Origin of the sequence: Mesorhizobium sp. B2-5-7, from assembly GCF_006440875.1 — a bacterium.
GTDB lineage: Bacteria > Pseudomonadota > Alphaproteobacteria > Rhizobiales > Rhizobiaceae > Mesorhizobium > Mesorhizobium australicum.
This window is the reverse complement of the sequence record NZ_VFUO01000003.1, coordinates 153,057-166,273: the sequence shown is the minus strand read 5'-3', so window position 1 is coordinate 166,273 and position 13,217 is coordinate 153,057. Positions and strand designations below refer to the sequence as shown.

The 13,217-nt window shown below is 63.6% G+C and carries 11 protein-coding genes; 6 read left to right on the top strand and 5 right to left on the bottom strand.

Annotation, left to right across the window (positions count from 1 at the left end):
• The first annotated feature begins 17 nt into the window (after positions 1–17).
• The 4 genes from FJ543_RS14630 to FJ543_RS14615 all read left to right on the top strand — a co-directional run bounded on the left by FJ543_RS14630 (position 18) and on the right by FJ543_RS14615 (position 4,139).
• Complete coding sequence (locus FJ543_RS14630; protein ID WP_140875700.1) at positions 18–1,355, top strand: ABC transporter substrate-binding protein; 1,338 nt, start codon at positions 18–20, stop codon at positions 1,353–1,355.
• A 67-nt stretch (positions 1,356–1,422) separates the two neighbouring features.
• Positions 1,423–2,214, top strand: a complete 792-nt coding sequence (locus tag FJ543_RS14625; RefSeq protein ID WP_140875698.1) for an ABC transporter ATP-binding protein — start codon at positions 1,423–1,425, stop codon at positions 2,212–2,214.
• A 24-nt stretch (positions 2,215–2,238) separates the two neighbouring features.
• Positions 2,239–3,486 (top strand): SfnB family sulfur acquisition oxidoreductase, encoded by a 1,248-nt coding sequence (locus tag FJ543_RS14620; RefSeq protein ID WP_140875696.1) that lies wholly within the window; start codon positions 2,239–2,241, stop codon positions 3,484–3,486.
• A gap of 167 nt (positions 3,487–3,653) precedes the next feature.
• On the top strand, positions 3,654–4,139 hold the full coding sequence (locus FJ543_RS14615; RefSeq protein WP_015314243.1) for a hypothetical protein: 486 nt from the start codon (positions 3,654–3,656) through the stop codon (positions 4,137–4,139).
• 81 nt (positions 4,140–4,220) lie between these two features.
• Here FJ543_RS14615 and FJ543_RS14610 read toward each other — a convergent pair whose 3' ends face one another.
• Positions 4,221–4,880 (bottom strand): TetR/AcrR family transcriptional regulator, encoded by a 660-nt coding sequence (locus FJ543_RS14610; protein ID WP_181173982.1) that lies wholly within the window; start codon positions 4,878–4,880, stop codon positions 4,221–4,223.
• 274 nt (positions 4,881–5,154) lie between these two features.
• Between FJ543_RS14610 and FJ543_RS14605 the strand changes: the two genes are divergently transcribed.
• Positions 5,155–6,594 carry an aldehyde dehydrogenase family protein gene (locus FJ543_RS14605; protein WP_140660037.1) on the top strand — a complete coding sequence of 480 codons (1,440 nt, stop codon included), beginning with the start codon at positions 5,155–5,157 and terminating at the stop codon, positions 6,592–6,594.
• A gap of 64 nt (positions 6,595–6,658) precedes the next feature.
• Positions 6,659–7,234, top strand: coding sequence for a DUF1349 domain-containing protein (locus FJ543_RS14600; RefSeq protein WP_140875692.1), 576 nt, complete (start codon positions 6,659–6,661; stop codon positions 7,232–7,234).
• A 153-nt stretch (positions 7,235–7,387) separates the two neighbouring features.
• Here FJ543_RS14600 and FJ543_RS14595 read toward each other — a convergent pair whose 3' ends face one another.
• The 4 genes from FJ543_RS14595 to FJ543_RS14580 form a co-directional block, all read right to left on the bottom strand.
• Positions 7,388–8,647: a glycosyltransferase family 4 protein gene (locus FJ543_RS14595; protein WP_224622927.1), complete on the bottom strand. Its 1,260-nt coding sequence runs from the start codon at positions 8,645–8,647 to the stop codon at positions 7,388–7,390.
• 205 nt (positions 8,648–8,852) lie between these two features.
• Positions 8,853–10,382 carry a mercuric reductase gene (locus FJ543_RS14590; protein ID WP_140875690.1) on the bottom strand — a complete coding sequence of 510 codons (1,530 nt, stop codon included), beginning with the start codon at positions 10,380–10,382 and terminating at the stop codon, positions 8,853–8,855.
• Complete coding sequence (locus FJ543_RS14585; RefSeq protein ID WP_140875688.1) at positions 10,372–11,712, bottom strand: glucoamylase family protein; 1,341 nt, start codon at positions 11,710–11,712, stop codon at positions 10,372–10,374. Before FJ543_RS14585 ends, FJ543_RS14590 begins: the two co-directional genes overlap by 11 nt.
• Positions 11,705–13,144, bottom strand: coding sequence for a glycosyl hydrolase (locus tag FJ543_RS14580; RefSeq protein WP_224622929.1), 1,440 nt, complete (start codon positions 13,142–13,144; stop codon positions 11,705–11,707). Before FJ543_RS14580 ends, FJ543_RS14585 begins: the two co-directional genes overlap by 8 nt.
• Positions 13,145–13,217 lie beyond the last annotated feature (73 nt).

The following is a 13,217-nucleotide window of genomic DNA, read 5'->3' as shown; positions in this document are numbered from 1 at the left end:
ACCGGGAGTACCTAGCCATGACCTTCCTCAGCACCATCAAGGCGGCGGCTTTGTCCGCGGCGATGATCGTGTCGGTGGCCTTGCCATCAGCTCATGCCGACGAACAATATTTCCCGCTGCAGAGCTATCGCGTCGGACCCTACGCGGCCGGCGGCACCGGCTTCTTCGGCGGCTTCATCGATTATCTCAACCTCATCAACATCCGCGACGGCGGCGTCAACGGCGTCAAGCTGACCTGGGACGAGTGTGAGACCCAGTATGAGGTCGAGCGCGGCGTCGAATGCTACGAGCGGCAGAAGAGCCATGCGGGTGCCGCTGCCTGGAACCCGCTCTCAGTGGGCATCGCCTATGCGATGATCGACCGTATCACCGCCGACAAAGTGCCGCTGATCACGGTCAACCATGGCCGCACCGACTCCACGGACGGGCGCGTCTTCCCTTACGTCTTCCCGCTGCTGCTCAACCCCTACAGCGAGACGTCAGGGATCGTGAACTATATCGCCGCCAAGGAAGGCGGCATCGACAAGCTCAAGGGCAAGAAGATCGTCGTGCTCTATCACGGCTCGCCCTACGGCAAGGAGACCATCCCGATATATGATTTGCTGGCGCAGAAATATGGCTTCACCGTGCAGCAGATCGAGGTCCCGCATCCCGGCAACGAACAGCAGTCGCAATGGCTGACCATCCGCCGCGCCAAGCCTGATTTCGTCGTCCTGCGCGGCTGGGGCGTGATGAACCCGGTGGCGCTGAAGACGGCGGTCAAGGTCGGCTATCCCGTCGACCACATCGTCGGCAATGTCTGGTCGAATTCGGAAGAGGACGTCATCCCCGCCGGCGATTCCGCCAAGGGCTACACCGCCATCACCACCCAGGCCTCGGGCAACACCTATCCGGTGGTGCAGGAGATCGTGAAGACCGTCTACGGCGCCGGCAAGGGCAATCTCGAAGACAAGTCGCGCATCGGCTCTGTCTACCACAATCTCGGCATCGTCAACGGCATCCTGAATGTCGAGGCGATCCGCGTCGCGCAGGAGAAGTTCGGCCATCGCACGCTGACCGGCGACGAAGTCCGCTGGGGCTTCGAACACCTCAAGCTTGACCCGGCCAAGGTCGAGACGCTCGGCGCCAAGGACCTGTTCCACTCGATCAATGTCAGCTGGGATAACCACGAGGGCGAGGGCTACGTGACCTTCCAGCAGTGGGACGGCAAGAAGTGGAACGTCGTTTCCGACTGGATCGCGCCGGATTGGGCGCTGCTGCGGCCGATCATCGAGAAGTCGGCCGAGGCCTATGCCGCCGAGAAGGGCATCAAGCTGCGCACCGCCGACGATGCCAACGCCGTGACCACCAACTGATCTCCGGGCCGGGTGCCGTGGACACCATCCGCGGCGCCCGGCCCATCCGCAAAGCACGGAAACAGCCATGCCGAACGACGACATCATCCTGGCCGTGGACGCGGTCCACGCCACCTATATCAACGCCATCACGGCGCTGCATGGCGTCAGCTTCGAGATCAGGCGGGGTGGGATTCTGGCGCTGCTCGGTGCCAACGGCGCCGGCAAGACCACGACGTTGAAGGCCGTCTCCAACCTGCTGCCGGCAGAGCGCGGCCAGGTCAACGCCGGCTCCATCCGCTATGATGGCTCGGATGTCTCGCGCCGCAAGCCGGGCGATCTCGTACGCGCCGGGCTGGTCCAGGTGCTGGAGGGCCGTCACTGTTTCAAGAGCCTCACCGTCGAGGAAAACCTGGTCGCCGGCGGCATCGGCCGCAGCGGCCGCCGAGCCGAAATCAACGCGGATCTCGAACGGGTTTATTCCTATTTTCCGCGTCTCAGGGAAAAGCGCCGGACATTGTCCGGCCTCACCTCCGGTGGCGAACAGCAGATGACTGGCATCGGCCGCGCGCTGATGTCGCGGCCGCGCCTGCTGGTTCTCGACGAGCCCTCGATGGGGCTTGCCCCGCTCATCGTGCAAGACATCTTTCAGACGCTGAAAAAACTCAACCGCGAGATCGGTCTGTCGATCCTGGTCGCCGAGCAGAACTCGGCGGTCGCGCTTCGCTATGCCGACCACGCCACTGTGCTCGAAAACGGCGTCTCGGTCCTGTCCGGCGCGGCCGCCGATCTTCGCCAGCGCGAGGATATCAGGGCGCTCTATCTCGGCCAGCAGCCGTCGCCCGCCGCCAAGCCATCCCGTCTCCACGCCGTTGCCTGAACCGAAATTTGAAGGAGCAATGAAATGACCGTCTCGACCGTCAAGACAGACCATGCTTCCGCCGCCGTACCGCCGGTCGCAAGGCCCTCGGCACCAGCACACATCATCAGGGACGATGCGGAGGCGATCGCCATCGCCCATGCGCTCGCCGCCGAATTCGTCAAGGGGGCGTCCAGGCGCGACCGCGAGCGTATCTGGCCGGTTGCCGAGCTCGACGCCTTCTCCCAAAGCGGCCTGTGGTCGATCAATGTGCCGAAGGAATTCGGCGGGCCGGAACTGTCCTATGCGACGCTGGTCAAGGTGATCGAGATCATCTCGGCGGCCGATTCCTCAATCGGCCAGGTCGCGCAGAACCATCTCGGCGTCATCGCGGCCATCCGCACCGTGTCGGATGTGGGACAGCAGAAGCTGCTGTTCACCGAGGCGCTGAAGGGCACCCGGTTCGGCAACGCCTTTTCCGAGTTCGGTTCGAAGCGCGCCGCCGATTTCGAGACCCGCTTCACCGACGCCGGCGACCATGTCGTCGTCAACGGCCGCAAATTCTATTCGTCCGGCGCGCTGCTTGCCCATCTGGTGCCGATCGTGGCGCTCGATGACGAAGGTCGCGCCTGGTATGCCATCGCCGACCGTGGCGCGCCCGGCCTGACCGTTATCGACGACTGGTCGAGCTTCGGCCAGCGCACGACGCTCTCCGGCACCGTCATCATCGACAACGTCAAGGTGCCGAAGACGTATCTGGTGCCGGGCTACAAGGGCTACGACAAGCCGACCGCCGACGGCGCCATCTTCCAGATAATCCAGGTGGCGGTGGACACCGGGATCGCCCAGGCGGCGATCGACGAGACGGTTCACTTTGTCAGGACCAGGAGCCGCGCCTGGATCGACAGCGGCTTCGACAATGCCTGGGACGATCCCTATACCATCCAGGCTGTCGGCGACCTCACGCTGCGCCTGCACGCGGCGCAGGCGCTGCTCGAAAAGGCCGGCCATGCCATCGACAAGGCGGTGGCCGAGCCTACAGCCGAAACGGTCGCGCATGCCCAGATCGTTACCGCGGAAGCAAAAATCCTGTCGACCGAAATCGCCATCGCCGCAACGAACAAGCTGTTCGAACTGGCCGGCACGCGCTCGACGCTGGCCGAGCACAATCTCGATCGCCATTGGCGCAACGCCCGCACGCACACGCTGCACGATCCGGTGCGCTGGAAATATTCGATCCTTGGCAAATATTTCCTCAACGGCGAGAATCCGCCGCTGCACGCCTGGAGCTGATCTGCCGGAGGCGGACGGCGCGCGCTGCGGTCGACCTGGTCGTCGCCGAGTGGCTTTGCCCTGACGGTTATCCCCTTCGGGATGCCGGCGGCGGGTGAAAGCTTACGCGCAATTTACGACCATCGGTTACACCGGTTCCTGTCTGATTCGTTCGGGACAGGAACCCCATGAGCAAAGCCCTCACGACCTTCGCACTCGTCTCCGTCTTGACCGCCTTGCTCATGGCGCTGAGCCTTGCGGTGGCCCGTCACGGCTATCCCTATGGGGCGATCGGCGTCAAGCGTCTCGACGGCATCGCCGACGCCGGAACGTTCATTCCGCTTGCGGCAATTTTCTTCTTCAGCGCGCTGTTGATGATGATCCTGCCGATCCGCGCGGCCAGTATCGTCCTCCTCCATGCCGCCGATGCGATCTTCTGGACTGTCATTGTGCTGTTCGCCACCATCGTCGGCGGCCTGCTCGCCCGATGGGCCTTCGGTCAGGGCAGCGCTCTTCTGGCGTTGTTGAACTGGCGGTTCCTGTTTGCCGTGGCGGTCGTCGGTTGCCACTTCGTCATGAACGAGTTACGCCGCAACGTGCTGCTGCGCAGCCTGTTCTTCGTGATCTTTGCCGCCGCCACGCTGGCCTGCCTGTTCTGGTCGTTTACGCTTTAGCCGGAACCTACCATCCTATCGCCGCCGGTTCTTCGTTCCATGGCGAAGCGCTATTGGGATCACGAGTTCGGAGTCTTCGGGCTACCGGCCGCCGGAGACCGCTTTCGCGACGTAGCACGAAAAATCCTCGACATCCGCAGCCGAAGGCTCCTGGCCGGTGAAGCTGCGCAGATACGCGGCAACATGCGGCAGGCGACTGCTCATCGGCTCGTTGAGTTCGAGCGAATAGTAGCCGATCTGCATGAAATAGAGCACGCGAGCGCGAACGAACGCGTCTTCCTCCTCATAGCCATGACGCAAGAACATGCCGCGGATGGCAGTGACGCGTTCTTCGTCGGCCTCGTCGAGCGCACGCCGGATGGTGGGAGAGCGGCGAGCCCATGCCCGGATGGCGAAATCCAGCCGGGGATCGAACAGCTTTTCGTCCACCCAGCATTCGAAAATGCTCATCACCCCGCGAATGACAGTCGTGGAAGGGCGTGCGGCACGCTCGACGATGAATCGGGTATTGGTCTGCCGCCAGTGGTCCAGCAATTGGTCGAGCAGATCCTGCCGGCTCTTGAAATACCAGTAGAAGCTCGAGCGCGAGACATCGAGTTGCTGGCCAAGCGTCAGCACACGGACGCGTTCGACGCCGTCCGAGATCAGGGTTTCAAGCGCCAGCTTCAGCCAGTCTTCGCGGGTAGCCTTGACGTTGCCGGTGGCGCCGGCGCGCTGGATCGTCGTTTCGATTGCTGCCATCGTGACGACGCATGACACGCCACACCAGGCAAATCAAGATTGTGGACATGCCTGTACAGGCGATCCGGCCTTGACCCGGAGCGCTGCCCGCCCATGTTAGCCGGATTGCTTGGCGACGCGGCTCCGTCGCCGCTGCCGCGAAGGCGTGGGTGCAGCCCGGGGACTTTTGTCGCGGTCTCCAGGCCCAGTGCGTGCTTTCCCGCAAGGCAATTGTCTGGCAAATACCACTTCAGACAGATGCCGCCGCGCGGCCAACAGCCAGGAAGGCAAGGACATGACAGCGTTTCGAAAAAACCTCATCGATGGTGAATGGGTCGGCGATGCCGGCTCCCGCAACATCAACCCCTCGGATACCGGCGACGTCGTCGGCGAATATGCTTCGGCGGGGGTCGAACAGGCGGGCCAGGCGATAGCGGCGGCCAAGGCGGCGTTTCCAGCGTGGTCCCGTTCCGGTCCGCTGGCGCGCCATGCGGTGCTGAAAAAGGCGGCCGACGAGATCATGGCGCGCAAGGATGAACTCGGCCGCAATCTGGCGCGTGAGGAAGGCAAGACGCTGGCCGAGGGCATTGGCGAGACCATCCGCGCCGCCCAGATATTCGATTTCTTTGCCGGCGAAACATTGCGCCTGTCGGGAGAGGTGGTGCCAAGCGTGCGGCCGGGCGTCGGCGTCGAGATCACGCGCGAAGCGGTCGGCGTGGTCGGCATCATCACACCGTGGAATTTCCCTATTGCCATTCCCGCCTGGAAGATCGCTCCGGCGCTGGCCCACGGCAACACCATCGTCTTCAAACCGGCCGAGCTCGTTCCCGAAAGCGCCTGGTCCATCGTCGACATCTTGCATCGCGCCGGCCTGCCCAAGGGCGTGCTCAACCTCGTCATGGGCAAGGGCTCGGTGGTCGGCCAGGCGATGCTCGACAGCCCCGACGTCAACGCCATCTCCTTCACAGGCTCGGTGGGAACCGGCAAGCGCGTCGCGGCGGCAAGCGTCGAGCACATGCGCAAGTTCCAGCTTGAAATGGGCGGCAAGAATCCGCTGGTCGTGCTCGACGATGCCGATCTCGCGGTGGCTGTCGATTGCGCGCTGAACGGCGCCTTCTTCTCGACCGGCCAGCGCTGCACGGCCTCGTCGCGTTTGATCGTCACCAAAGGCATCCACGACCGTTTCGTCGACGCGCTCAAGGAGCGCATGGAGAAGCTGGTGATCGGCGACGCGCTCGACGCGCAGACACAGATCGGCCCGGTCGTCGACGCCACCCAGCTCAAGCAGGACGAGGACTATATCGCCATCGGCGTCCGTGAAGGCGCCACGCTCGCTTTCGGCGGCGAACGGCTCGACCGCAAGACGCCGGGCTTCTATCTCAAGCCGGCGCTGCTGACCGAGGCCACCAACGCCATGCGCAGTTCGCGCGAGGAGATTTTCGGCCCCGTCGCCAGTGTCATCCGCGTCCAGGATTATGACGAGGCGCTTGCCGTTGCCAACGACACGCCGTTCGGCCTGACCTCGGGCATCTGCACCACGAGCCTCAAGCACGCCACGCATTTCAAGCGCAACTCCGAAGCCGGCATGGTGATGGTCAACCTGCCGACGGCGGGCGTCGATTTCCACGTTCCTTTCGGTGGTCGCAAGGGTTCGAGCTTCGGTCCGCGCGAACAGGGCCGCTATGCCATGGAGTTCTACACCACGGTAAAGACCGCCTATACGTTCGCGGGATAACCTGGCGCGCCGGCCGACCGCCGGCGGACCGTCGCCTCCTCTGGAAACGGACCGGTGCAAAGGGATGACATTGCAGGACCTGACCTGGCTCAACCCGCCGCCGCATCATGCCATCGAAGGTGATGGCGTGCGCGTGCGCACCGGCAAGGAGACCGATTTCTGGCGTGAGACCTTCTATGGCTTCTGGCGCGACAACGGCCACTTCCTGTATCGGCGGGTCGAGGGCGATTTCACTGCCGAAGTGACCGTCAAGGGCGACTACGAGGTGCTTTACGACCAGGCCGGGCTGATGGTCCGGCTGAGCGAAAGGCACTGGATCAAGGCCGGCATCGAATACACCGATGGCCTTGCCTATTTCTCCGTCGTCGTCACCAACGACACCTCGGACTGGTCGTTGGTGGCCATTGCCGCCGGCCCTGACGGCGTCAGGATCCGCCTGACCCGCCACGGCGAGGCGGTCCGCGTCCAGTATTTGGACGCTTCCGACGGCCATTGGAAGCCGGTGCGGCTCGCCTATTTCCCGACCTCGAAGATGGTCGATGTCGGGTTGATGTGCTGTTCGCCGCAGCGTGAAGGTTTCGAAGTCACGTTCTCCGGATTTTCGGTCGGTCCGCCGATTGCGCGGGATCTGCACGACTGACCCTGGCAACCGGGCTCCGCGTGGCGTGTGCGAACGGACCGGTAGGACATTGCGGCCCCAAAGCCCTTCCATCTCTCGGCATAGGCCTGGAAGCGTTCGGGAACGCTATCCGTCTTCCACGCCCGGTGCAGGATCGGCGGGATAATCGGCGGCTCATGGGGTGATCCGAGACGGCTGGTCGTCATCGCCGTCATTATCCAGGGCAAGCCCGGCACGGACGGCATCGCGGATCGCCTGCGGGCCAAACCTTGCCCATACGGCCTGGTGGGCGCGCACGCGCTGCCTTGCCCGGCGCCCGGCGTCGCGTGAAAGTTGGACGGCCATGGCGGCCAGGCCTTCGTCGCTGGCCGACAGCAGCACCTCGTCGTTCTCGACCAGGCCCAGGCCCTCGGCCGCGAGCGGTGTCGCGATCACCGGCACCCCCCAAGCCATCGCCTCCAGAATCTTGATGCGCGTGCCCCCGCCCGCCCTGAGCGGGATGATGCTGAGATGCGCGCTGGACAGGAGCGGCCCCACGCTTTCGGGATCTTCGACGAGCTCGACATCGGGCAACCCGCGCAGGGCCAGCACGGCCGGTTCCGGGCCGCGTCCGGCGAGAACCAGCTTCGCGTCGGGCAAGGCCTGGCGGATGCGGGGCAATATGGTCCGGGCCAATCGCACGGCGGCGTCGACGTTTGGAGGATAGCCGAGATGACCGATGAAAAGGATCACCGGAAAGCCGCTATTGGCCGACGGTTCCGGGGGCAGCACATCGGGAATCGCCTCGACGTTAGGAATCCCATTGGGAACGACATGGATGGGCATCGTGCGCCCGCCAAAGCGCATCAGCTTCTCGCGATCCTCGTTCGAGCAGACCCAGACCCTGTCGACAAGGGCGAGCGCCTTTCTTTCGAGATGCCTGATGCCAGGCACCGATGCGGCAACGGAAAGGCGCGATGCGGTTGCTTCGGCGCGTTTCACCTGCGCGGACAAGTCGGACTCGACATTGTGCATGTCGAGGATGAGCTGCTTTGCCAGCGATCGCAAAGGCCGCAGCAGCTTGAACAGGCCGATGCTCTCGACCACCACGGTGTCAGGGCGGAATTCGAGGATCAGTGCTTCCAGCCGCGCCAGGGCCGCGCGCGAAATGCGATGCTCCTCCCTTATACGCCACCATCCGATGGAAGCCGTCCGGGGCTCTCCCTCGATCGACAGCGCCTCGGTGCGGATCAGCGGATTGGGCGCGGTCATGGCGATGGCCCTGGGCCGCACCGAGGCCAGGCAGACCGGTCCGAACGCGGCCGCCGCCACGGCATTGCGATAGTTGCGCAGATCCGCGCCGGAAGTCGGCGGAAACGCCGGCTCATGGCACACGATCAGCACGCGTCGCCCGCTGCCGCGCGCCGGCATGTCGGCATCGGGCCGCGCGCTCAAGGCGGACGCCCGACGCTTCGCGCCAGGAGTTGCGCAAGCTCTTTCTCGGACGACATTAACGAGGCCCCCGCAGCCACAGAAATCAGCTTCGACTTGTTTAGCCGAACCGTGCTTTCGTCAAGCGCTGGATCACAGTCTGATGCCCGGCGCGCTTGCCTTGCGGATCGGTCGCAATGCGGATCCGGCTGGGACCGAGCGCAAAGGCTTATCGCCTGGACCAGGCCAGCCAGCGGGCCGCCAGGCGCCTGCGCAATGAAGTGAACCGTGTCCGTCGGTAGGCGTCGCCCGCCATCTTGATGCCTTGCGCCTGTGTCGGGAAGGGATGGATGACATCGGCCAACGCATGCAATCCCATGCCCGAACGGATAGCGAGGGTCACGGCATTGATCATCTCGCCGGCATGGCTGGCGACGACCGTCGCCCCCAGGATGCGGTCGGATCCCTCCCTGACGTGGATCTTGACGAACCCTTCCTCTTCGCCGTCCATCACGGCGCGGGCGACATCGTGCATCAGGACCGTATAGGTCTTGACCGGAATGCCGTTGCGCCGCGCCTCCAGGGGATAGAGACCGACATGGGCGATCTCCGGATCGGTATAGGTGCACCAGGGGATAACGAGTTCGCTGAGCCTTTCGCGGCCGCGAAACAGGGCATTGCGCACGACGATGCGCGCTGTTGCCTCGGCGGTGTGGGTGAACTTGTATTCGAGGCAGACGTCGCCCGCCGCGTAGACATTTGGGTTGGTGGATCGCAGATAATCGTCGACCTTGATGCCGCTGGCGTCATAGGCCACGCCGGCTTCATCGAGGCCCAGGCCATCGACGTTGGGTGAACGGCCGACGCCAGTGATGATCTCATCGACCGTAATCGTCGTCGTGTCGCCATCCCGCATCAGGTCGGCGGCCTTCTTCTCGCCCTCCATCCGCACCGCCACCACTTCGGTGTTCAGCCGCACCTCGATCCCCTCGCGCGCCAGCGCATCCGAAAGGATCTGCGCGGCGTCGCGCTCCTCGCCGGGCAGGAACATCGGATCGCTCTGCGCCAGGATGACCTTGGCGCCGAGCAGGCAGAAAGCCTGCGCCGTCTCGCAGCCGAGCGGCCCGCCGCCGATGACGAGGAGCCGCGGCGGGCATTGCGTAAGGTCGTACATGGTCTCGTTGTCGAGATAACCGGCCTCGGCAAGCCCCGGAATCGCGGGCCCGCTCGCATGCGCGCCCGTCGCGACCAATGCCTTCTTGAAATGCAGGGTCCTGTCCGCGACCACGACGGTGTCCGGTCCGGCGAAGCGCGCTTCGCCGAAATAGAGGTCGATGCCCTCGGCTGCGACGGAAACGGCCGAATTGGCACGGCTGATCCGCTGCCGTATCTGCCGCATCCGTGTCATCGCCCGTTGAAAGTCGACACGAAGGTGGTCTGGCGGGTCGCCGCCAAAGCTCTCGGCATCGCGCATATCGGCATAGAGCCTGGCCGTGCGGATGATCGACTTCGACGGGATGCCGCCGACATTGACACAGGCACCACCGATCAGCCCGCGTTCGATCAGCGCGACCTTCGCGCCAAGGCTCGCGGCGTCACGCGCGGCGGTCAGCCCTGCCGGCCCGGCGCCGATGACAACGAGATTGTAGGGGCCGTTCGCGGTCGGGTTCTTCCAGTGCGCGGGATGCGCGCGCCTGATCAGTTCGACGTCGTTGCTGTCGACGGGGAAGATGGCGGCTCTCGTCGGTTCACGCGACATCGAGCCCTCCGGATACCGGCCGCGACAGCCATCCGCCGGTGAAACCCGCCTTGCCCAGGCCGCGACGGATATGGGGATTGGAACGCATCAGCTTCCAGATCAGTCCGGAACGGTGGTTTTCGATCATCATCACCGCGATGCCCTGGTCGAGCCCGTAATGGCCTTCCGACACCCAGCCGTTGCGGCCGAATTTGCGCCGGTTGGCCAATGTCGGATTGAAACCGCTCGGCAGCCGGAAATTCTCGAGCACCTCCGGGTAACGATCGACGAGGTGACGCAGCGCCGCCAGGCAAATGTCCGGCGCGAAAGGCAGCGACGCCGGATAGGACCATGGCGCGATTGTCCCGTCATCCGGTCCGAAAGGCGCGCCGCGCGCGGCATAGCCGGAAAACCGGTGGGGCCGCCGCTCCACGCTGGCGCGGAAGCCGCCCGGTCCGTCTCCGGCCGAAAGGCCCCACAAATTCTCGCCATAGCCGTCAAATCCGTAAGGGTTGTGCCGGGCGTAGTCGCGGTGGAGGTATGTCGAGCGGCGGCTGTTTTCGAAATAGTCCGAATTCTTCTCCCGCATGAAAGCGTCGCGGATGCCGGCGAAATCGATCCAGGCATGCGAGAACTGGTGCATGAACAGCGGCCCGCCATAGAGCACGTCGTGGCCGTAGATGTTTTCCCATTGATAGGTCGCCGTCCAGGCCTCGTAGCTGTCGTCCGAGGTCGGGCGGTCCGGAGAGGCCATCGACAGCACATAGAGGATCGTCGCCTCGTTATAGCCTTCCCAGCCATAATGCAGAAAGCCGCTCCTCGGCTTCCAGCCCTGGCGGAGCGTTGGGCTGCTGCCTTGCGCCCATCGCCAGTCGACGCGCCTGTAGAGCGCCTCGGCCAGGAGGCGGATTTCGGCTTCGTCGTCGTTGTCGCGGGAAAAATAGGCGCTCGCCACCAGCATGCCGGCGATCAGCAGGGCGGTATCCACCATCGACAGTTCGCAGCGCCAAACGCGCAAGCCGCTCCTCAAGTCGAGAAAGTGGTAGTAAAAACCCTTGTGGCCGGTGACGTCGTGGCCGCTGCCTTGCGTGCTGGTCTGGAAAAAGCGTAGCGCCGCAAGGGTCAGGCAGGCAGCCGCATCACGCGTTATCCAGCCACGTTCGACGCCGATCGGATAGCAGGACAGGGCAAAACCGACGACGGCGATGCTGCACGGCGAATTGGGCCGCGACGTGTCGGCGACCAGCCCGTTGTCGGGGTTCACGTTCTCCAGGAAATAGCCGAACGCGGCGCGTTGACAGCGGTCCAGCAGTTCGTCATCGGCCAGCGCGGCGGGATCTGCTCTAAGCAATCGATAAAAACTCCAGCCTGATGGCAGCAACGCCCTGCGCAGGTACGGTGACATCGAACAGAAGGGTATGATCGCTGAAGGCGATCGCTTGCGGCTGTTTCGGCATCGCCGAGGCCGCATGCAAATGCTCTACCATTGCTCGGCTCAGGTAATCGGGACTTCCCATCGTCGCCCATAGCGCCTTGGGGTTGGCATTTGCCGCATCGACGCGTCGGATGGTTACCATGTCGGGCCGCCGTGCATTCTCAAGTTGAATCTGCACGGTCTCGTTCGCGATCGGATGCCGCGGCAAGGCGAAGTTGGAAATCAGCACGGTCAACGAATTTCCGTCGCGCACACACCAACTGTCGACGGTGGGATGATTGCCTTGAGTCGACAGGATTTCGGTTCCAAGGCCATGCAGCATTTCGAAGGCACGGTAAGCCGGTTTGGCTACGCCGTGAAGGTTCATCAGGCCGAAACCACCATGAAAGGGTAGGGATGGAAAATAATTCTCTTCGAAAATATCCGAAAAGGTCCAGTAGCTGTAGCCCTGAACCAGCCCTCTCGCCTCCATGACCGTCTTGACGATGAAGGCGGCGGCATAGGGCTCGTCGTGCATGGGATCGCGCGGGTTCGACGATGTGCACCATTCGGTGTAGTAGAGCGGACGGTCGCCTGCCTGCCGTCGCGCGGTGCACGCTTCCTCGCGCAGGACGCTTCGCGTGCTTTTCGAGAGCTGGGCTTCGGTGTCGTCGCCAGGCTGGCCGAAGGCATCGGTCGGATAATGGTGCGTGCTGACGAAGTCCGCGGGAAGGCCGTTCTGGCCACAGTAAGCGATGAACTCATCGATCCAGGCATTGTCGGCTGTGGCTGGTCCGCCAACCTTCAAATGCGTGTCAACGGATTTGATTGCTCTTGCCGTGTAGGCATACAGCTTGAAATAATCCTCCTGTTTGCCGCTGCCGAACGCCTCGAGATTGGGTTCATTCCAGACCTCGAAGAACCATTGCCGCACCTCGTCGAGGCCGTAGCGATCAACCCAGTGAGCGACGAGTTTCGAAATCAGCGTCGACCACTGGTCGTAGTCCTTCGGCGCGCTGACATTGGCGCGATAACGGAAGACGATCTTTCCGGACGACGACAGCATCGTCGGCGTGAAACTCAGCTCGACGAAGGGGCGCATGCCGATCGACAGCAGGAAATCGAAGATCTGATCGGCATTGAAGAACGAATAGAGCGGCTTGTCGTCCTGGTCGATGAGCGTGCCCATGTCGTCATCGAGCAGCCCGTGAAAACGGACATGGCGAAAGCCGAGTTCGTCATGCGCCCGGCGCATCTGTGCCTGCCAGTCCGCGCGCAGGGCGAGCGTCGCGTGGCCGCTGCCGACCGTATGTTCCCAGAAGTGGGGGAATTCCTCTCCCTGAACGCCGAGATCGCAGCGAAAGGTCACACCCGTGGAACTGTCTGAAATATTTGCCGTTTCTACACCTTCCATCACCGACTATACGTCGGCGATGGCATAT